The organism is Methanocella arvoryzae MRE50 (genome assembly GCF_000063445.1).
In the GTDB taxonomy this organism is placed as follows: Archaea; Halobacteriota; Methanocellia; order Methanocellales; family Methanocellaceae; genus Methanocella_A; species Methanocella_A arvoryzae.
In genome coordinates, this window is record NC_009464.1 from 419,392 (window position 1) to 438,027 (window position 18,636).

Here is an 18,636-nt window from a genome sequence, read left to right on the forward strand (position 1 = left end):
GTCAGACCCCCTGATGCTTGTTAAGTTCTTTAGCGCTCTTGAACAAGTTAAGCTTATGCTTACGAGCCATGCTGTCGATCACGCTTTCGAACAAGCCTGACTCAGCGTTATTGATCGTGGCGTACTCGTGCGCCCGGTGGATGATGTCCGGGTACCCGGGCCGGATGATGCACTCTGCTCGTATAATGTCGGTGATCCGGTCCAGCAAACCTTCTTTGACGCACCATACCGGTACTTCTACTTTGCTTGGCAGAGCACCGCTGGCGTTCAGGTAGAAGAACGCGATGCTGTCTCTGTGTTTGCCGTACAGATCTAGGACTGAAGGGTTGCCATTGCCCATCCGGTCATCCCGGTCGCACAGGAAAGCTCTTGTTCTGTCGCCCCAGTTTAGGGTCTCCTTGATCACGAAGGCATCGGTGAGGTTGCTGGTGGGCGTGAGCTTGAAGAAGAGCCGCATCATCGTAATAAGATCCTGGCTCATTGACATATCAGTATATGCTACGACTGGTGATTTGTTGCGCTCGGAAGCCTCCATTACCCGGCCGACAGCATCTATGTACCTCGTCTGGTCTTCGCTGTTCATCTGGGTGATGAAAGACAGCACCAGCGAACCGTCCATGAAGACGACGTTGCCCGGATGGGCCTCGGTGAATGCCACGATCTGCCCGTACTCCATCTCGAACCGCTTGAGAGATACAGGGGACTGAGCATACGCGTAGCCTCCAGCTTCCTTGAGCTCAGCAGGGGTCATCAGTTTCAGCATCGATGTGGTAGAGTAGCTGTTTTTGCCGGTGTGGCCGTTAGTGACCGTACAGGCCTGGGCCAGGCCTACGGGCATTGATAAAGCCGGGGATGGAAAGATCTGGCTGCCGTCTACCGCTCCAATTGTAGTTCCTTTCAGTGTCTCCAGCGCCCAGTCGGTCGCCTGCTGCCTGGACTCGAACTTCTGCATGAAGCGCCTGACGAACGCCCCTTCCTCCAGCACTTTGCATCCAGAGTACTTTCTGAGCGAGGTGTTAATCGAGGAATCGAGGCTGTCTATAACCGGAAGCTTCGCCCGGTACTCCTCGCAGACAGATTTCACGTCAGCGTCGAACTCCATGAACTGATCTCTGGAGTCTGATATCTCCTGCATCAGGAGCTTAAGGTCCAGCAACCTGAGACCTCCTGACTGTGCTTTCGCCGTTGACTTTCTCGATCTCGATGACGTTCTCCAGGTTGGCGTTGAACGTATCGTCGTGGGAAATGACCACCATCTGCCTGAAATCCTTGATCCTCGTGATCTCCTGGGCCAGGTTATTGCGCCGGCGCTCGTCCATGTTCTGGGTAGGCTCGTCCAGGAATACTACGTCGCTGTTGGTCAGGATCTTCAGGATGGCCAGACGTACTGCCAGGGCTGCGCTCATCTGCTCTCCGCCCGAGAGCTGCTTGAATGACCGTTCCCTGCCATCTTCGATCATGATGATATCGTAATCTGCAGTCCACCTGATCTCCAGGCGGCGGTCTCCTGCGATCTCGCAGTACATCTTCGTCGCTTCCCTCGAGATCAGATCGATGTACAGCTGGACGATTTCCGGGCCAGCGATCTTTATGATGTTCCGGGAGATGTCCACAAACCGCATGTACTCGTTTTCTTCGGCCTGGGCCTTCTCGATCTCCTTGATCTTTTCCAGGTCTTCCATGATCAAGCGGATCTCCTCTGCAACAACTTTAGCCCGCCGGGTCATCTCCTCTACTTTAGCCGCTGTAGAAGCGACCTCCCGGTTCAGTAATTCGCAAGTAGCCTTAGCCTGCAGGTGAGCATCCTTATCGTAGAGTGCCCGCTTTTCCTCGAGCTGCTTTTCGAGCACGGAGAGTTCATTCTGGCATTTGTCTAGTGCAACAGTTGCCATTTCCAGCTTCTGCTGGAAGGAAGCCTTCTGCCCGGCCATTTTAACGTTCTGCTGGTAAGCCTCGTAGGCCGGCTTATAGCTGGCAATATCCTTGTTCGCCTGCTCTATCTCCTTCTGGACGTGCTCGTATTGCTTGAGACTGGTAAACTTTTCCATCAACTCCGCATTGCGGGCTTCGAGCTCATTCGCGAGCTTCGCTTTCTCCTCCTGGGCAGCAGTTTTCTTCTTTACCTGCTCCTGAAGCATGCTCAAGGCAAGCTTTGGATTCTTTAGTTCCCTTAGCTGATTCTCTATCGCTGCAGCCTGCGCTTCAAGCAGCCGTTTCTCGTCGTCTATCCGCCGGGTCTGGTTTGCGAAGTAGTCTGAAAAATCTGTTACGGCACCGCACTCGACGCCCATCAGAATCGGGCACATATTGCCTTTGCTGCCCCTGGCTTTGTTTACCCTTTCCCGGACCTGGGCCAGCTCGATGTCTTTCGCCTGGATCATCGACCGGGTCTTTTGTTTTTCTTCCTCCAGCTTTTCCTGTGCGAGAGCTTTTTCGGCAAGGGCGGGAATAGCTTTTTCTGTTTCTTCGATGTCTGTAAGTGCCTTGTCAGCCGCAGCGGATTTAGTGCGCAGCTCGGTGACCTTAATCGAGGTAGTGTTTATGGTTGTCAGGAGAGTATCTCTCTCGAGGCGCTGTTTCTCCAGCTTTTCCTTTTCGGCGTTCTTTGCCAGGAATGCGTCATAACCCGGCTTACTCTCAGCCAGTTTTTTCTCTGCGGCTTCGCAGGCCTGGAGCTGAGTCATAACGTCTGCAACTTCCCTGCGGACGCTGGCAGCCTCTGCGGTCTTCAGCTTAAACCGGGAGTCCAGTTCCTGCACGCTTTTCTCCAGGGCGTCCAGGCTCTCCTTTACAGAACTGGTCTCGGCGAGCTTCTGGCGTTTTTCTGCCAGCAGGCCGGAAAGGCTCAGGCTTTCTGCAGACAGGGTTTTTTGTTCATCTTTCAGCGGCTCGAGCCGGATCGTCTTGCCTTCGAGGAACTTTTTCTCGTTCTCCAGCCTGTCGATCCGGTCTTTGACGAGGTTTTTCAGCGAAAGCAGGTTCTTGAAGGCTACGTTGAACTCGTCAATGTGGAGCAGCGGGTCGAAGATGCTCTTACGCTTGGTGGCGCTCTCCAGGAACTCGGACACGAACGTGCCCTGTAACACTCCGATTGCGTTTTCGAACATCGACTTGAGGCCGTCGAGATCAGCCACTCTGTAGCCCAGCACCTCGCACAGGCGATCACCCACGTCTTCCTTGCCTTCGTACTTCTGACCGAGGGAGTCGGTGATTGAGTACGCCTGCGATGATCCACACTTGCGGGTGATCACGTACCTGAGGCCGTCGCCGCCTTCGATCTCCACCGTGATTTCACCTGTTTTCTCCCCCTTCCTGACGAATTCCGCCTGGGTGTACGGCAAGCAGTCGAACAGGGCGTAGCCGATCGCTTCCAGCACCGTAGACTTGCCTGATCCGTTCAGGCCGGAAATGCCTGTAATGCCTTCGGGCAGCTCTATTTCAGCTTCTTTGTAGCTCTTGATGTTCTTGAGGGAGACTCTTTTGATGATCATGGCGTCTTACCTCCGCTCCAGAACTGGTCCAGCGTTCTGCTTTGAACGAGCGGTGCTGGCGGGGCTTCGACTTTGGTTTCCACATGTTTCTGCCGGGCTTTCTTCTTCGGTGTCGGGGGCTTTTCCTCTACGGTCCTGGTCGACGCTTCTACCCCGGGCGCAGACACCGGCTTCTTCTCTTCGGCTGCCGGCCGGGCCGATATCGGCGCTTTCCCTGCTCTGATGTCCTCGAACGCCCTGCGCAATGTCCTGTCCAGCGTTTGGGGATCGGCTTCCCTGATGGCCAGGTCTTTGATCTCCGAGAGGACGCAGGCGAAATATCCGGCATAGGGGGCCAGCATACTGTCAGTGGAAGCGAGCCGGCTCAGTACTTCTCTCTCGATGGCCAGCCGGTCGAAGTTGCCGGCTTCGATTCCCGAGATGCCGACCTCGTCGTTGGTCAGGTCGAACCGGGCGTCGACGTATAGCGGGTCGAGCTTTTCCGTGGCTATAGCTTTGACACTGTCGAGATCAAGGTGGGCTTTATCAAAGTTCAGGCAGCCCCTGAAAAGGATGTGGACTACCGGCTGCTGATCCAGCTTGCCTATGGTGGCAAGTCTTTTCTCTACCTCAGCCATAAGCGATGCCGCATTCAGGTGATCGTCAGTCCGTATCGTGATCGGCAGGAACTTTCTTCTCGGGATCTCTTTAAGGGTGGCTTTGCCATCGACAACGTGATAGTAGCCTTTTGGCTCTCCGACTTCCGCGATCGAGCATGTGTCCGGGCTGCCCGGATTGAATACCCAGCTGTCGAGTTCGTAGGCGCAGTGGTAGTGGCCGAGGGCGAGGTAGTCGACTACATCCTTCAGCTTATATATGTCTTCATAAGAGGTTTCGCCGATGATGTTGCCTTTCATCTGGCCTTCGATACCTGTGTGCATCATCAGCACTGTGTAGTTGGGCTTATCCGTTGAGTTGATCTCGGCAATTCTTCTGGCGATATCAGGAATAATCCTCGACGTCGATGCGCCTGCGTAACACATGCCAAAGATGCGGGTGCCGCCGATGTCGACAAAATCGTCCACCAGCCCTTCCGGCGACGGCTTGATCAGCTTGAGAAGGCCCTGGCTTTCCAGCGCTTCCAGCCAGGACATGCCATCCCTGACGAAAGCCCTGTCATGGTTGCCCTCGATAGCGATGCAGGGGATGCCTGCATCTTTTAACATAGTGAGAATGTGGTGCGCCTGGAAGTATGTAGGAGCGTTGATGTTGCGGCTGTGAAAAAGGTCGCCGGCGATTAGGACGAATTCAGCCCGGGCTTCGATCGCATGCTGTGCGATCGTTTTGAACGATCGCCCGAAGTCCCTGAAACGTTCGTCCAGGTCGTACTGGCGATAGCCGAGGTGGAGATCAGCGGTGTGTATGAAGTTCATAGGACACCTTATGTTTATGGAGCAGGCGTATATTAACCGTAACTGGTGTGCGACCTGAAACTATTCATTCCTGGAGCTGTGCTGGCTGCAATTTTGTCCGGAGGTACTCCAGGCGCTCTTTCATGACCCTGAGTTCGTAATCGAGCTTCTCATTGCTGAAGATCTGCGACTCGCCCTCGATAGTGCTGGTGCGTGCGGCAACTTCGTCAAGACTTTTCATCGCTCTCCTGACGGCTCTCTCGTCAAGGCCGCCGGCTTTTATCCTTGTCTCCAGGCCATTCACTCTTTTTTCGAGCTTCTTGAGGTCTTTCAGCAGACTCTCGCCACCGAGCATACGGTCGAGCGCTAAAAGTGCTTTGTGTACTTCTTTCCCGCGTTTCGTGAGCTTGACGTATTTTACCCTGCCCTCGCTCACGAACTCCACCAGGCCACAGGCTTCTATGTCTGACAGGATGTTGGTAGTGTGGGCAAAAGTAGTGTCGGCTTCTTTCATCAGAGTGGAGACATAGGGCTTCTCCACCCGGGAGATCGCGAGGAAGATCAGGCAGGGCTTTTTCTGCATGAACAGCTGTTTCAGGTCCTTTCCTTCCCTTTCCATTGTTCTGCCTCGTCAGATAAGACATGCGCAGCGTTCTTTACCGCATGCCCATTCCAGGAACTGCCTGGAGGGATACTGGTGGAGCGCCGATGCCACGACGTACCCGTCTCCGATCTTTTTCGATATCAGTACAGGCCGGTTTTCCTCCCTGGCCATGACTACGTTGCCCTCCCATTCGGTGAAGTAGCCGTCGCAGTCGAGTTTGCCGGGCGGAATGAACGAAGCCGCGGGGTCTGCCGTGTCTACCAGAGTGACGTCTACAGCCTTGAATTTCATGTGATACGAGAGTGTCATTGGCAGCCAGTCGTACGTGTAGTCGTCCAGCATCGCGCCGAAGACCAGCAGTACTCCGCCATGTTCTACGAACTGCGTTATCTTATCAGAGTTCCTCTCGATGGCAGAGAGTATCTTATAATACTTGGGGTCGGCGAAGCCTGAAGGTATGATCAGCAGCTTACATGGCATGCAGAAGGGCGATCCGAACGCTCCGGGCGTAACCTGGTGGCAGGTGAACCCCAGCTCTTCGAATGCCTGGCTAAAGGCGTTACCGCGGTCCGATAAGAAAAGGGCGTCCGTCATCTCCAGTAAGTCTCGGATGCATCCTATTTAAGGGTGTTGTTTCCAGGGGCTGACCTGCTTTATAATTTGTCCGGATTGCAGTATGCCATATCCTCCCAGTTTGATTAAATATCGACATAATAATACCAACCGATATTACAGTCACCGGTTATACCACAACAGTTAATATTATCGGTATAATATACTCGTAATTATGTTCCCGTGCCCCACCTGTGGCAGCCCCGATTGTATCAGGCCCATGGATGAGATCCTGGCCGAAGCGCCGTCTATGTACGTGCCCTGCAGCACTTGCGTCGGGGATAAGCCGCTGGACAAGATGGCTCCCTTCCGGGGGCTGGGCGTTACTGTCAGTCCGGATGCGGGACGATGCCCGGTATGCGGCAGGCGGCATTTGGACATGGTCATGGCGCAGGTTCTGGACCTGCTGATCGATGCCGGCCTGAAGCCTGGCAATGCCGCCCTGAAAGACGCGGGGACTCCGCTGGTAGCCTTTGGCGTCGACATGCTGGGGCCGCCGAGGCTGGGGAAGAAGGACCTGGTGCTTGTCCTGGACGATATCGATCGGAAGACTGCAGAAGATATCATGGCGAAGGTCCCCGAGATCAAGGGCGTAATCCGGAGGTACGGAGGGCCACGGATGAGTGTCGGGCTTATGGATACTGATCAGAAGCCGCACCTGTACGAACTGCAGGCAGGCTGCGACGTCCGGGGAGACGTATTAAATTCTCTGACCGGCGATTTCTGCTTCTACCGCCGCCAGTCCGTGATGCATATCGAGTACTGGAGAAACAACTCGGTAAAGATTAAAATGCTGGAAAAGATGTTCCTCCAGGGTGATCTGGCCGGCAAAACCGTAGTGGATGGCATGGCCAGCGCTGGCACGCTCGGGCTCATGGCAGCAGCTGCCGGGGCAAAAAAGGCTATCCTTAACGATGCGTGGCTGCCCGCAGTCGAAAGCATACTATGGAACATCGATGCGAACCAGGCACTGCTGGGAGTCAGGCTTGAGCGGCTGCGCCCTCTTTCGGGCCTGCCCGACATCGGCGGCGAGCCCGAGCTGATCGCCAGAGCTTCGGGCAGTGTCGAGCTTGAAGTTTACCACGGGGACGTGAGAAAGCTACCGGGAGTGATCAAGTCCTGCGACGTCTGCATCTTAGACCCCTTCCCGGGCATGCCGGCCGCGGATTTCGCTCATGATTGGCAAGATATTACTAAGGATAAGATCGTGGTTCTCTGATTCCCCTGGCCTGCGATCTGGCGTATCAGTTATATACGTTTGCCAGTATTGCATATTAACGAGGTATATTTATGGTTAAGGTCATTGGTATCTGCGGTAGCCCTCGTATGCGGGGTAATACTGAGTATCTTATTAATGAGGCGCTTGAAACGCTTAAGGCCGAGGGTATCGAGGTAGAACTTATAAGGCTGGCGGAGAAGACTGTCGCCCCCTGCGAAGCTTGCGAAGCCTGCAACGCGCTTATGGACTGCCAGATATCGGACGATTTTCAGGAGATCTTCGCAAAGATGGAAGAGGCAGACGGCATCATCGTTGGCAGCCCCGTATACTTCGGCTCTGCGACCCCGCAGATGATGGCGCTGCTGGACCGCGCAGGATACGTAGCTCTCAAGAAGAACCGGTCGCTGGAGCGGAAAGTCGGAGCCTCCATTGCGGTCGCCCGCAGGGCGGGGGCGAACTTCACGTTTGCACAGCTGAACTATTTCTTCTTCATCAACGGCATGATCGTGCCGGGCTCCACCTACTGGAATGTGGGCTACGGCAGGGCGCTGGAAGAAGTGAAAAATGATGAGGAAGGCCTGCGGACAGTCCGTAACCTCGCCGTAAACATGGCGTGGCTGCTGAAGAAAATACACAGCCAATAAGAGGCTGTTTAATTTTTTAATGTTCGGCTGCGCCGCTTAGTGGGCGGCGGCCGGAACTCCTAAATCTACTTTTACAGCTTTACCGCCGGTCATGACTCCGAACAGCATGATCATGAATCCATTAGTGGCCATCAGGAGGCTTATGAAAGCGGTTTCTATCGCGATGCCCTCGATGCCGAGGACCCCAGTGTATGACAGTCCGGTGATCATTATAAACATCAATCCGATGGTCATCAGTGCGGCACCGATTGTCTGGAACATCCCGAACTTGCTCATGTAGTATTTCCTCCATTACTGTCCGTACACTATGTACGTAAATAGATAGCACCTGCTCGTTTAAAAAGATTTTATTACGATTGTATAATTACATATAAACCTAATTTACCTTTAATATGGTCGATATAGACAGTATCAAATTGACCACCCATAGCATAAAGGATATTATTCCACCGTGCACCTGTTTGCAAACGTATGTAATTTCTTATCGTCCGTTCAGGCAAAACAGGCCGGCAGCGGGGACTTCTTTGTTTACCAAAGGCTTAATATCTTAAGCAATATACCGGTATGTAGATATGTTAATTACTACAGTCGTAGGCAGCTACCCTACGGGAATTACCGTACACAGCGAGGAGGAGGCCAGGCGGGCTATCGAGATCGCCGTCAACGATCAGGTAAAGGCAGGTATCTCAGTGATCTCCGACGGCCAGGTACGCACTGACATGGTGGGAATTTTCGCGCTGAACATGCGAGGCTACAGATACGAAGGCGGCAGGTACCATATCTCCGGCCGCATCGAAGCGCCGGACACTCCGGCCACAGTCAAGGATTACCTGTACGCTAAAAAAGTGGCGGGCGGCAAAGCCGTGGTCAAGGGCATTGTCACCGGACCGACGACGATGGCGAAGAGTTCGGTGGTCGATAAGACCTCGCCCTATAAGTCCACTTCAGATCCGGAGCTGATCTATGATCTGGCTTACGCCCAGGCTTCGGAGGTCAGGGCTCTGGCCAGGGCGGGCGCCGACATCATCCAGATCGACGAGCCGTTCTTCAGCGTTGACGCGGACCTCGAAACCGGCATCAGGGCTGTGAACATAGTTGCAAAGGCTGCAGAAACTCCGGTCATGCACGTATGCGGAGACATCAGGCCGATCTTTAAGAAGCTGCTCGAAGCCAACGTCAGGGTGCTCGACCATGAGTTCGCCATCTCGAAGAACCTCGAAGCCATGGACCGGGAACTGATCGAGGCGCACGGCAAGATCATCGGCTACGGCTGCCTGGATACCAAGTCCAACACCATCGAGAGCGTGGAAACTGTCGAAGCAAGCATTCGCAAGGCCATCGAGAAGATCGGGAAGAAGAACCTGTGGATCGACCCCGACTGCGGCATGAGGATGCGTACAAAAGAGGCGGCTTACGCTAAGCTGACCAACATGGTCGAAGCCGTCAGGAAGATCGGCTGAAGCTCCCCTATTATGCAATGCCGGCGGCTATCGGCAGCCGGCTATGCAAGCGAAAATTTATTTAGCCCTTGTTCTTATCTTATTCTAGTTCAAAGGATGCCCGGAAAGCCGGGTTATCGCATCGGACACTTAATAACAAATATTGGTGGGTGATTTATTATGGTAGATGGAGCTACAAATCCTGCAGCCGCACCAGTGCCCCCCCCATGGGTACGCCGGCTAAGAACCCGATCATCTCGGCAATCGTATCACTGCTCATCCCGGGCGTGGGACAGATCATCAACGGCCAGACGAAGAAAGGCCTCATCCTGCTGGTGGGCTATATCGTCCTCTGGGTAGTAATCTTCTTCCTGGCATTTTTCGGCACGTTCTTCCTGGCAATTATTACCGCGCCGCTGGGCGGTATTGGCGGATGCTTATGCTGCTTGGGGTACGTAATTCCGCTGCTCGTCAACCTCTACGCAGCCTACGATGCCTACAAGATTGCCAACGACATCAACGCGGGCATCTTTGTCGGCGACTGGATGTCGTAATCCCTGCATTATCGGCCTTTAGGCCGTAAGATTTTTTATTGTTTTTATAGACTTATACTGTTTTTTCCATGATACCTCCATTGCTATGGTGTCTTATTACTGTGAAGCAAGAACAAGCTATATGGGGCACACAGAGTTTAAGTATTATCCAAAGTATTGATCAACAAATTCATTTTCATATCAGTAGTGGGGTACCAAATGAAGTGTTATCTGCATAATCAAATGGATGCCGTAGGCACCTGCACAAGGTGTGGAAAAGCGGTGTGCTCTGAATGTACTCTGAACGTCAACGGAAAGATCGTATGTAAGCAGTGTGCAGAGCAGCTAGCATCCAACCCGGCATGCAATACAGCTGTTAATCGAAAAGAGCCAATACTATCGGCATTATTGACTTTACTGCTTTCCGGGCTAGGCCAGATCTATAACGGCCAGGTAAAAAAGGGCCTGACTTTTCTGGTGCTAGATATCCTGTTCGCCTTTGTGCTGGTCTTCCTGATTTTCGGTGGCAGCATCTTTATGGGTATGCTTACTTTCTGGGTAGGCGGTATGGGAGCGTGCTGTTGTTTCCCATTCATGATCCTGCCGTTCATCTGGAAACTGGGCTTTATATATGATGCATATATAGTTGCAGAGCAAATCAATCGTGGGGAAGTCGTAGGAGATTGGTTCCAGTAACCAGCCTGCATTTTTTTAGTTATTTCGGCCGCTGGTATACAAGATCTTTAAGTCGCCTGTATCTGGCTCCTTTCTATCGATATCTTTTTAAGAGTCCATCCCCTTGTATAATAAACTATTAAGGTGGGATAGGAGTTGAAGTGTTACCTACATAATGAAACTGAAGCAGTAGGCACCTGTACCCGGTGTGGGAAGGCCTTATGCTCCGATTGCGCTATGAACGTCAACGGGAAGATGGTGTGTAGGCAGTGTACTGAACAGATGGCCAGCGCCCCTGTCATCAACCGGAAGGAGCCCATTTTGTCGCTGATCCTCTCGTTCCTCGTACCTGGCCTGGGTCAGATCTATAACGGTCAGGTAAAGAAGGGCTTGGTGTTACTGGTAGCCTATTTCCTCTTGTGCTGGACTTGCATTGCGCCGCTTATTATATGGATTTATGGCTTATATGATGGCTACACGGTCGCTGCAGCCATTAACTGCGGTGAACACCAGCCGGACTGGTTCTCGTAAAACCCTCTTTTATCATTTTTTCAGACTTTTTCAGACTTGATCTGCTCGTTTTAACGGTGAATTCTTTTAACCAGCCGGTCATCATGTCATAAACAAGTAACGGCGGAATCTCCGGATGAAGTGTTACCTGCATAACGATACTGAAGCAATAGGCGCATGTACCCGATGCGGAAAGGGTCTCTGTTCATGCTGTACGATCTCGATCGACAACCGGATGATCTGTTAGGAATGTGCTGCAGTGATGGCTGAACAAGCACAGTACTGCTTACCGCGGAAAGACCCCTTCTTCGCCGCAGTCCTCTCAATCGCCGGCGGCTTGCTCACAGGAAGCCTGCTTTTCAGCCTCGGCCAGCTTTATAATGGCCAGGTGAAGAAATTCACCGTCTTGACCATCGTTAACATTTTCATGGGCGGGATCGTCGCAGCCCTGTACCTCGGAGGCAGCCTTATAACGGTTGGCGTAGGGCTGTTATGCTGTCTGCCAGTTTTTCTGTTACCCGTAATCATATATATTTATGAGATCTACGATGCTTACGTGACTGCTACCATGCTAAACCGCGGAGAACCTGCTTATGACTGGTTTTGATTACCACCTTATGTTTTCAGGTTCTTACCACTCTCGAACATCCTGACGCTGGCGATGAAGCAGATGATTAACACGACCATTATCGCTATCAGGCAATAGTAGGGGTCCGTCCGCAAGTAGCCGATCATCGAGTATCTAAAGCCGTCGATGACGTAGGTTAACGGGTCCACGTAAGAGACTATTCGGAGCCAGTCTCCGGGAACCATGTCTATAGAAAAGAAGACGCCGCCCAAAAACAGGAGGGGGCTAAGGATATAGCTCATCACGTTGCCTACGTCCTCGATATTCTTGGACCACTGGCCGAACATGACGCCTATGGTAGCGAAGATCGCCGAAGTGAATACCAGGAAGAGGATGAAGAGCAGGATATCGTGGAGCCATATTCCAAATAACAGCATGGTCACGGCCGCGATGATCAGGCCCATGAACAGGCCCCGGGCCATGCCTCCGAGCACGTAGGCCACGACCATGGTCGAATAGTGCATGGGTGTGGTCAGAGGGTCTTCGATGTACTGGTTATCTCTTGAAATATAGATGGAGTAGGCCGGGTTGATGTACGCGTGGATGATCACCTGCATCATGACCAGGCCGGGAAGCATGAACTCAATATATGAGTGCCCGCCCATCGGGGGGATGGCCGATCCGAGCGCGTAGCCGAACGCGAAGATGTACAGGAAGGTCGAGACCAGGCTGGGCAGCACCGTCCGGTTGGGCTTTCTGGCAAACCGGATGATCTCCCGCTTCACCATGGTGGACATGGCGATGAGTTGCTTATTCACGCAGCTCACGCCCCGTCAGCTTAATGAAGACGTCTTCCAGGCTGGATTCGGTGACGTGCATGGACTTGACGGACATTCCCGAGGTCCTGAGCATGTCGAGGATTTTTACCGCGGCGGTATTCGGGTCGGTCACCCTGACGCTGAGCATTCCGTCCTTCCACCAGACACGTCGGACCTCAGGAATAATTTTCAGGTCAGGCGGGGTCCCGCCGGAAAAGGCGATCTCGATCAGGTTACCGCTGCCCGAGGACTGGATCAGCTCTTTGGGCGAGCCCATGGCGATTATTTTGCCGTGGTCCATGATCGCCACCCGGGTGCACAGGTTTTCGGCTTCTTCAATGTAGTGGGTGGTCAGGATGATCGTCGTGCCGTCATCGTTCAGCTTTTTGAGCATCTCCCAGAGGGATCGCCTGAGCTGAACGTCGACACCGGTGGTGGGTTCGTCCAGGAAGAGCAGTTTCGGCCTCTGCATCAGGGCTCTGCCGATCAGCAGGCGCCGTTTCATGCCGCCGGAGAGTTTGGTGCACGCGGTATTAGCCTTATCCTTGATCTCCAGGAACTCCAGCAGCTCATCCGCCCTCGCTTCCCGCTCTCTGCGCTCCATGCCAAAATAGCCTGCGTGGTAGGTCAGGATGTCCCTCGTAGTCAGGTTCTCGTCGAAGTTGAAATCCTGGGGCACGACGCCGATGAGCTCTCTGGCCGCATACTTATCCTTAACAACGTCTTTGCCGAATATGGTCGCCGAGCCGTCCGTCGGCGTGCATAGCCCGACCAGTGTCCTGATTAGCGTGGTCTTGCCCGCGCCGTTGGGCCCCAGCAGCCCGAAAAATTCTCCTTTTTTAATCTCCAGGTCAACGTGATCTACGGCTACCAGCTTATCGAAAGACCTGGTCAGGTTCCGGATGACGATCGCATCTTCTTCAGGCACTGCATACACAGTCCTATAATTTCATGGCTTCTGCAGGGCTCAGCCCATTGTGGACTACCGCGCTAATCCGCCTGACCATGAGGACCGGGTTCTCGTGCATGAACACGTTGCGGCCGATGGCAACGCCGCCTGCTCCGGCCTCCATCGCCCCACGGATCTTTTCCAGCAGCTCCAGGTCGGAGCCGGTCCGGAGGCCTCCTGCCACCAGCACTGGCACAGGGCAGCCTTTCACGACTTTCTTAAAAGAGTCAGGGTCTCCTGAATAGTTGGTCTTGATCAGGTCTGCGCCCAGTTCAGCGCCCACCCTGCAGGCGTGGGCGATCAGGTCAGCGTCATACTGGTTGTGGATGTTCTTGCCTCTGGCGTACATCATGGCCAGCAGCGGCAAGCCCAGTTCCTCGCTCTCCCGGGATATGCGGCCCAGGTCGTCCAGCATCGCGAACTCCTTATCCGAGCCTACGTTGACGTGTATCGATACGGCGTCGGCTCCGAGCTTCAGGGCTTCAAGAGGCGAAGCCACAAGAATTTTATAATCCGGATCAGTGCTGAGAGTGGTGCTGGCCGAGAGATGGATGATCAGTCCCGTGTTTTTCTGGTGGCCGGCATAGCATTCCTTTGCGATGCCCTTGTGCATGATCATCGCGTTTGCCCCGCCTTCGCCTGCAGCGATCATCGATTGCCTGATGTCCGAGAGGCCGGTGACCGGACCGAGGGTGACCCCATGGTCCACTGGCACCATTACAGTCTTCTTACTCTGCCGGTTGATAATGCGTCCAAGCCTTATGCACTTGCCTGTATTCATGATTGCACCTATAGGGAAGCTGGTTTAGTCGGATGCCGGTCAGGCGAAATCTTCGAATTCATGCATATATACGTTTATTATACAAAATGTTTTCCTCATAGCTTCCTGGCCGGATATGTTGAAAGAATATGGGCATGTTTGACGGTTAGTAAAAAAGCAGTTCTGGCGAATACGCCGCTAAAGGGTCTGGTTGTCTCGCCGCGCTGCAGTCGCGGCGAGAGTCCGTCAGGCTTAATGGGCTTTCTTGCCAGTGATCTCTTTAGCTTCCAGCTTGTAGAGCGTCAGAGGTATGTTGGATGCAGACAGGTAATCGATCCCTTTCTTCGACCATGGCACTCGCAGCAGGTAGGTGATACCAACCTTGTCCTTGACCGCCGTGGACATTGCCACGTTCATGGTATTCCGCTCCTCGCTGTCCGTCACTTCGACCAGCCTGCCCTTGAGGATGACACTTCTGTAGTCTGACAGGTCTTTGCTCGCCCAGTCCACTTCCACGGTCACATTCGGGTCCCGGCTCAGCAGGTCCATCTTTTTGCCTGTCGAGGTCAGGTGGAAATACATCGTATCCCCGAAATAGTAGTACTCCATGGGCAGCGTATACGGATATGGCTGATCGTTGAATGTTATCCGGCACAGCAACTGGCTGTTGAGCAGATCATCAATTTCGCGGTGCGACATGTCCGGCAGATCGAACCGTTTGATCTCGTAATCCCTCTTTATTTGTTCCTGCACTGCAAACACCAAATAAATATAAGTTTTCAAATAAATAAATACGATGCACGCAGTTGCCGGAGATTGAGTGCTTATACGGGCTATCGGAATCTTAATTTCCGCCGCTGCGCAGGAGAAAAGCTGGGAGAAACAGGCCGGGCAGTTATAGTCCTCTGGGACGATACTTCTTATTCCCCGGTATCCGACTGGGACTCATCGTAGTTGGCCCGGGCATACTCTTCCCTGCGGCGGTCCGCCCGTCGGTTGAAATCTTCGACCCTGTCCGGGCTCTGGCTGCTCTGCTCCCGGTTCAGCCGCTTTTCCCGCTCGATGTCCTCCGCTACGATATCCTCTACACTTCGCTTTTGTTCAGCCATGAATAATCAGGTGGATATAAGGAGCCCGGGAAGAATAATCATCCCCCGTAATCTGGCGATCTATGGCTCTCAATCGATTACCTGTGCTGTGCGTGCTTCAGGCCTTCGTTGAACAGTGTCAGCATGTGCTCATCATCGAGGGAGTAGATTGCCGATTTGCCCTCTTTCCGGAACTTGACCAGCCGCATAGCCTTTAAAATTCGGAGCTGGTGGGATATGGCGGAGTTTTCCATACCCAGTGCGCAGGCAATGTCGCAGACGCACATCTCTCCCGCAGAGAGGGCATTGATTATGCGGAGCCTAGTAGGGTCGCCCATGACCTTGAAAATGTCCGACAGGCGCTGCACGGTCTCCTCGTCGATCGCCCTGGCCCGGGCTCTGCTGACTGAGCCTTCGTGGACCTGCGTCGCCTCGCAGGAATCATAATCATTGGTGGAATCCGGATGGCCAGCCATGGAGTATCAATGGAATATGCCTCCGGCCGGCGATATAGTTTTTGCGCTCAGACGATCTTAAAGTATTCGCACAGCTTCCACCGGACCGCCATCGGCAGGTAAAACAGCTTGACGTGCAGGGGCGACTCTTCCAGGCCATCGATGAACTCCCGGTACTTGATCAGCATGTCGCCCAGTTCCAGCTGGTAGTACCGGGCGTGGTAGATCATGAGAAAGACTAACCCGACTGCCATAAGTCCTAAGACTACGTCCAGGGGTACCGGTATCTGAAGCAAATTACCGGCCACGAGGCCGCCGATGATCAGTGTGTTAAACACGTAGAGCGGAATCGATAGTAGTGATGTCTTAAAATGGTATCTCTTATAGAATCCGGTAGTCATGGCCACGTACCAGATCAAAAATACTAGCAGAGCCACTTGCAGGGCCAGTATGTTAAACAGGACCCCGATCCCGAAGACGATGATCAGGGGGAGCTTGATCAGCCTGCCTACCAGTTCATTTTTCAGGTCGATGCCGGGTTTCTCCGGAATTTCTTCCGAGCTGACCTTCAGGCCTTCCTTCCCGTACTCGATCTTCACGTCCATAAGGTAGTACCGCTTGACTTTGCGGCTGCCTTCAGCCTCCCAACGGCCTTCGACGATGCCCTCTTCCTCCATCGCCTTCAGCCGGCGCACTACAAAGGGCTCGCTCAGCCCCATCTCCTGCGCCAGCTCCCGGGGATAGTACGGCCTGGCTTTGAGCCGGTCCAGGATCTTGAGATTAGACTCGTTGTTCAGCAGGCGGGCGACGTCTTTCGCGGGCATCAGTGGCTAATATTCAGAGCTATCATATATAACTTGTCGGGCGGCAGGTATACTGCTGCTCTACTACCTCTATAAATATATGGGGTGGGAGTTCAGGCATCTCAAGAAGGCCTGTGAAGAATAATATTTCATCTGGTTTTTCAATAACCATATAATAATATCATATTTTATCACGCTGGCACAGCTTGCCGTATTTCCCACTTGCAGTCAATGATTTACCGGCTTCAGTCAAAATTTTTCTTAAATAGATTAGCGTCAGATAAGTAGTTGCCCCAACATGCGGGGCGAGGTGACATCACGATTACCACTAAAGGTCTGACAAAGACTTTCGACGGAATTCACGGTATCAAAAATATCAACTTGAACATCAGGTCGGGAACCTGCTTCGGGTTCATCGGGGCCAACGGAGCGGGCAAGACTACGACCATTAAGATACTGGTCGGGCTGCTAAAGCCAGAAACAGGCACAGCAATCGTCAGCGGCTATGACGTACGGGCCGAGCCCGAGAAGGTACGGAAGATCGTAGGGTACCTCCCGGATACCTACGGGCTGTACGATTACATGAGCGGCTACGACATCGTCGACTACACTGCGAGGCTGCACGGTTTCAATACAAGGGAGCGAAAAGAGATCGTTGAATACCTGCTCAAGAAGCTGGACCTCTTCGAGGCCCGGAATCAGAAAGTCGGCAGGTACTCCAAGGGTATGCGGCAAAAAGTCGCCCTCGCCCGGGCGCTGGTCAACGACCCGGACGTGCTGTTCCTGGACGAGCCCACCTCCGGGCTGGACCCGGTGGCCGCCCGAAACATTGAAGACCTGATCAAGAGCCTCACCAGGGAGGGAAAAACGATCTTCATCACCTCTCACGTGCTGCCCGAAGTCGAGAAGGTGTGCGGCCACCTGGCAATCATAAAAAGCGGCACAATTGTGGCAGCGGGCAGCATGGACGACATGCGGCGGAAATTCTATGCGCCTGCCATACGGATCAAGGTCTCCGGGCTGGCAGCAGGCGCCAACAAGGCGCTGGCAGTGCTCGGCGGGCTGGGTAAGGTGGAACTGGCCGACGACTACATATATATCCATGGCGACCGGGACGCTCTTGCACCCGAGATCAACCGCCGGCTGGCATCTGCCGGAATCAGCATCATGGAAATGTCGAGTAACATCCAGAGCCTGGAAGACGTGTACTTCAAGGTCATGGGGGAATAAGCAATGGTCAATATCATATGGGAAATCGCCCGGAAAGAGCTCTTAGCGTACTTCACAGGGAAATCAGCAATGCTGCGGAACCTGATCATGTTAGGGATCTTCTCCATTGTCCCGATCATGCAGATCAATAACGCCCTCATGGCAGGAGGATACAGCTCCGCAGCACTTAGCCAGTCACTGGAGGTCTACCTGCTGTTCTCCAGCTTTTACGCCCTCGTCATGGCCTCAACGATAGCCGTCATGGCGTTCCCGTACGAAAAGGAGCAGAAGACGATCGAGTATCTCTTTACCCTGCCGCTGAAGGATTACGAGATACTGGCGGGCAAGATGCTGGCGGCAGTCATCGCAGGCATCGGGGGCCTGGCCTTCGTCATGGCCGTGATCCTGGGCTGCGTACTGGCGCTCAACGGCCACCTGATCCAGTGGACGACGCCGTTCCCGACACTCTCGCTGGTGCTGACTGTCCTCGTCATAGCCCCCATGATCGTCGTGCTGTCAGTGCTCATCATTGTGGCGATATCCGGCTTCATCTCTAACGCGAGGATGACCTACATGCCTGTGTACGTCATCGCAGGCATCGTAATGGGCCTGACCTTTGCCAGGGCGGAGCTCGGGGAATACGTCATGCTGGCCAATGCAGTAATAATCGTCCTGCTCGCGGCCGCTATCGCAGTGACCTTTGCGGTGAGCGTGAAAACCTTCAACAGGGAGAGGATTGCGGGGAACTAAGATTCCCTGCCTCTTCTCATCGTGTATAGAAGCTCGCTATTTACTGTAAGCACTTTTTAATGCCTATAAGCCGACATATTCCTGGATACTTAGTCATATGCAGCGATTGCACCCGGGA

Annotated in this window: 22 protein-coding genes; 9 read left to right on the plus strand and 13 right to left on the minus strand. The window is 53.5% G+C overall.

The annotated features are described in order from the left end of the window. Position 1: 1 nt before the first annotated feature. From RCI_RS02060 to RCI_RS02080, 5 genes are all read right to left on the minus strand, one after another. A complete protein-coding gene (locus RCI_RS02060; RefSeq protein WP_148266488.1) occupies positions 2–1,156 on the minus strand; it encodes a DNA double-strand break repair nuclease NurA in 1,155 nt (384 codons plus the stop codon). Then, positions 1,143–3,491: an AAA family ATPase gene (locus tag RCI_RS02065; protein ID WP_012034723.1), complete on the minus strand. Its 2,349-nt coding sequence runs from the start codon at positions 3,489–3,491 to the stop codon at positions 1,143–1,145. The genes RCI_RS02060 and RCI_RS02065 overlap by 14 nt, the downstream gene beginning before the upstream one ends. Next, positions 3,488–4,903 (minus strand): metallophosphoesterase family protein, encoded by a 1,416-nt coding sequence (locus tag RCI_RS02070; RefSeq protein ID WP_012034724.1) that lies wholly within the window; start codon positions 4,901–4,903, stop codon positions 3,488–3,490. The genes RCI_RS02065 and RCI_RS02070 overlap by 4 nt, the downstream gene beginning before the upstream one ends. A gap of 64 nt (positions 4,904–4,967) precedes the next feature. Next, positions 4,968–5,501: a hypothetical protein gene (locus RCI_RS02075; RefSeq protein ID WP_012034725.1), complete on the minus strand. Its 534-nt coding sequence runs from the start codon at positions 5,499–5,501 to the stop codon at positions 4,968–4,970. Positions 5,502–5,513: 12 nt separating this feature from the next. Continuing rightward, positions 5,514–6,080, minus strand: a complete 567-nt coding sequence (locus RCI_RS02080) for a hypothetical protein (protein ID WP_012034726.1) — start codon at positions 6,078–6,080, stop codon at positions 5,514–5,516. A 193-nt stretch (positions 6,081–6,273) separates the two neighbouring features. On the opposite strand from RCI_RS02080, the gene RCI_RS02085 reads away from it, so the two are divergent. Together RCI_RS02085 and RCI_RS02090 are read left to right on the plus strand one after the other, a co-directional pair. Beyond that, the gene (locus RCI_RS02085; RefSeq protein ID WP_012034727.1) at positions 6,274–7,317 is read left to right on the plus strand and encodes a hypothetical protein; all 1,044 of its coding nucleotides are present in this window, start codon (positions 6,274–6,276) and stop codon (positions 7,315–7,317) included. A gap of 71 nt (positions 7,318–7,388) precedes the next feature. Then, positions 7,389–7,961, plus strand: a complete 573-nt coding sequence (locus RCI_RS02090; protein ID WP_012034728.1) for a flavodoxin family protein — start codon at positions 7,389–7,391, stop codon at positions 7,959–7,961. Between the two features lie 36 nt (positions 7,962–7,997). Here the strand turns inward: RCI_RS02090 and RCI_RS02095 are convergent, their stop codons facing one another. Beyond that, positions 7,998–8,237 carry a hypothetical protein gene (locus RCI_RS02095; RefSeq protein WP_048197862.1) on the minus strand — a complete coding sequence of 80 codons (240 nt, stop codon included), beginning with the start codon at positions 8,235–8,237 and terminating at the stop codon, positions 7,998–8,000. Positions 8,238–8,533: 296 nt separating this feature from the next. Between RCI_RS02095 and RCI_RS02100 the strand changes: the two genes are divergently transcribed. From RCI_RS02100 to RCI_RS02120, 5 genes are all read left to right on the plus strand, one after another. Then, positions 8,534–9,421 (plus strand): methionine synthase, encoded by an 888-nt coding sequence (locus RCI_RS02100; RefSeq protein WP_012034729.1) that lies wholly within the window; start codon positions 8,534–8,536, stop codon positions 9,419–9,421. Positions 9,422–9,627: 206 nt separating this feature from the next. Then, a complete protein-coding gene (locus RCI_RS02105; RefSeq protein ID WP_048197864.1) occupies positions 9,628–9,954 on the plus strand; it encodes a hypothetical protein in 327 nt (108 codons plus the stop codon). Between the two features lie 198 nt (positions 9,955–10,152). Further along, positions 10,153–10,629, plus strand: coding sequence for a hypothetical protein (locus RCI_RS16070; RefSeq protein ID WP_048198900.1), 477 nt, complete (start codon positions 10,153–10,155; stop codon positions 10,627–10,629). Between the two features lie 216 nt (positions 10,630–10,845). Next, on the plus strand, positions 10,846–11,139 hold the full coding sequence (locus tag RCI_RS02115) for a hypothetical protein (protein WP_052309881.1): 294 nt from the start codon (positions 10,846–10,848) through the stop codon (positions 11,137–11,139). A 241-nt stretch (positions 11,140–11,380) separates the two neighbouring features. Continuing rightward, positions 11,381–11,725: a hypothetical protein gene (locus tag RCI_RS02120; RefSeq protein ID WP_048197869.1), complete on the plus strand. Its 345-nt coding sequence runs from the start codon at positions 11,381–11,383 to the stop codon at positions 11,723–11,725. An 8-nt stretch (positions 11,726–11,733) separates the two neighbouring features. Here RCI_RS02120 and RCI_RS02125 read toward each other — a convergent pair whose 3' ends face one another. The 7 genes from RCI_RS02125 to RCI_RS02155 all read right to left on the minus strand — a co-directional run bounded on the left by RCI_RS02125 (position 11,734) and on the right by RCI_RS02155 (position 16,580). After that, on the minus strand, positions 11,734–12,504 hold the full coding sequence (locus RCI_RS02125) for an ABC transporter permease (RefSeq protein WP_012034734.1): 771 nt from the start codon (positions 12,502–12,504) through the stop codon (positions 11,734–11,736). Continuing rightward, complete coding sequence (locus RCI_RS02130; protein WP_012034735.1) at positions 12,497–13,432, minus strand: ABC transporter ATP-binding protein; 936 nt, start codon at positions 13,430–13,432, stop codon at positions 12,497–12,499. Before RCI_RS02130 ends, RCI_RS02125 begins: the two co-directional genes overlap by 8 nt. Before the next feature lie 13 nt (positions 13,433–13,445). Then, a complete protein-coding gene (locus tag RCI_RS02135; RefSeq protein WP_012034736.1) occupies positions 13,446–14,234 on the minus strand; it encodes a 2-amino-3,7-dideoxy-D-threo-hept-6-ulosonate synthase in 789 nt (262 codons plus the stop codon). Positions 14,235–14,465: 231 nt separating this feature from the next. Beyond that, positions 14,466–14,966, minus strand: coding sequence for a pyridoxamine 5'-phosphate oxidase family protein (locus RCI_RS02140; protein WP_148266490.1), 501 nt, complete (start codon positions 14,964–14,966; stop codon positions 14,466–14,468). A gap of 167 nt (positions 14,967–15,133) precedes the next feature. Next, a complete protein-coding gene (locus RCI_RS02145) occupies positions 15,134–15,322 on the minus strand; it encodes a hypothetical protein (protein ID WP_048197873.1) in 189 nt (62 codons plus the stop codon). A 77-nt stretch (positions 15,323–15,399) separates the two neighbouring features. After that, complete coding sequence (locus tag RCI_RS02150; RefSeq protein WP_012034738.1) at positions 15,400–15,777, minus strand: ArsR/SmtB family transcription factor; 378 nt, start codon at positions 15,775–15,777, stop codon at positions 15,400–15,402. A gap of 47 nt (positions 15,778–15,824) precedes the next feature. Further along, entirely contained in the window at positions 15,825–16,580 is a 756-nt protein-coding gene (locus RCI_RS02155) for an ArsR/SmtB family transcription factor (RefSeq protein WP_012034739.1), read from the minus strand. Positions 16,581–16,940: 360 nt separating this feature from the next. Between RCI_RS02155 and RCI_RS02160 the strand changes: the two genes are divergently transcribed. Together RCI_RS02160 and RCI_RS02165 are read left to right on the plus strand one after the other, a co-directional pair. Further along, complete coding sequence (locus RCI_RS02160) at positions 16,941–17,789, plus strand: ABC transporter ATP-binding protein (protein ID WP_158308849.1); 849 nt, start codon at positions 16,941–16,943, stop codon at positions 17,787–17,789. Between the two features lie 3 nt (positions 17,790–17,792). Then, entirely contained in the window at positions 17,793–18,518 is a 726-nt protein-coding gene (locus tag RCI_RS02165) for an ABC-2 transporter permease (protein ID WP_012034741.1), read from the plus strand. Positions 18,519–18,636: the final 118 nt, after the last annotated feature.

Bases quoted from the DNA above. Each gene is read 5' to 3' on its own strand.
- RCI_RS02065 (WP_012034723.1), bottom strand. From the start codon at position 3,491: ATGATCATCAAAAGAGTCTCCCTCAAGAACATCAAGAGCTACAAAGAA.
- RCI_RS02070 (WP_012034724.1), bottom strand. From the start codon at position 4,903: ATGAACTTCATACACACCGCTGATCTCCACCTCGGCTATCGCCAGTAC.
- RCI_RS02075 (WP_012034725.1), bottom strand. From the start codon at position 5,501: ATGGAAAGGGAAGGAAAGGACCTGAAACAGCTGTTCATGCAGAAAAAG.
- RCI_RS02080 (WP_012034726.1), bottom strand. From the start codon at position 6,080: ATGACGGACGCCCTTTTCTTATCGGACCGCGGTAACGCCTTTAGCCAG.
- RCI_RS02085 (WP_012034727.1), top strand. From the start codon at position 6,274: ATGTTCCCGTGCCCCACCTGTGGCAGCCCCGATTGTATCAGGCCCATG.
- RCI_RS02090 (WP_012034728.1), top strand. From the start codon at position 7,389: ATGGTTAAGGTCATTGGTATCTGCGGTAGCCCTCGTATGCGGGGTAAT.
- RCI_RS02095 (WP_048197862.1), bottom strand. From the start codon at position 8,237: ATGAGCAAGTTCGGGATGTTCCAGACAATCGGTGCCGCACTGATGACC.
- RCI_RS02100 (WP_012034729.1), top strand. From the start codon at position 8,534: ATGTTAATTACTACAGTCGTAGGCAGCTACCCTACGGGAATTACCGTA.
- RCI_RS02105 (WP_048197864.1), top strand. From the start codon at position 9,628: ATGGGTACGCCGGCTAAGAACCCGATCATCTCGGCAATCGTATCACTG.
- RCI_RS16070 (WP_048198900.1), top strand. From the start codon at position 10,153: ATGAAGTGTTATCTGCATAATCAAATGGATGCCGTAGGCACCTGCACA.
- RCI_RS02115 (WP_052309881.1), top strand. From the start codon at position 10,846: ATGAACGTCAACGGGAAGATGGTGTGTAGGCAGTGTACTGAACAGATG.
- RCI_RS02120 (WP_048197869.1), top strand. From the start codon at position 11,381: ATGGCTGAACAAGCACAGTACTGCTTACCGCGGAAAGACCCCTTCTTC.
- RCI_RS02135 (WP_012034736.1), bottom strand. From the start codon at position 14,234: ATGAATACAGGCAAGTGCATAAGGCTTGGACGCATTATCAACCGGCAG.
- RCI_RS02145 (WP_048197873.1), bottom strand. From the start codon at position 15,322: ATGGCTGAACAAAAGCGAAGTGTAGAGGATATCGTAGCGGAGGACATC.
- RCI_RS02150 (WP_012034738.1), bottom strand. From the start codon at position 15,777: ATGGCTGGCCATCCGGATTCCACCAATGATTATGATTCCTGCGAGGCG.
- RCI_RS02155 (WP_012034739.1), bottom strand. From the start codon at position 16,580: ATGCCCGCGAAAGACGTCGCCCGCCTGCTGAACAACGAGTCTAATCTC.
- RCI_RS02165 (WP_012034741.1), top strand. From the start codon at position 17,793: ATGGTCAATATCATATGGGAAATCGCCCGGAAAGAGCTCTTAGCGTAC.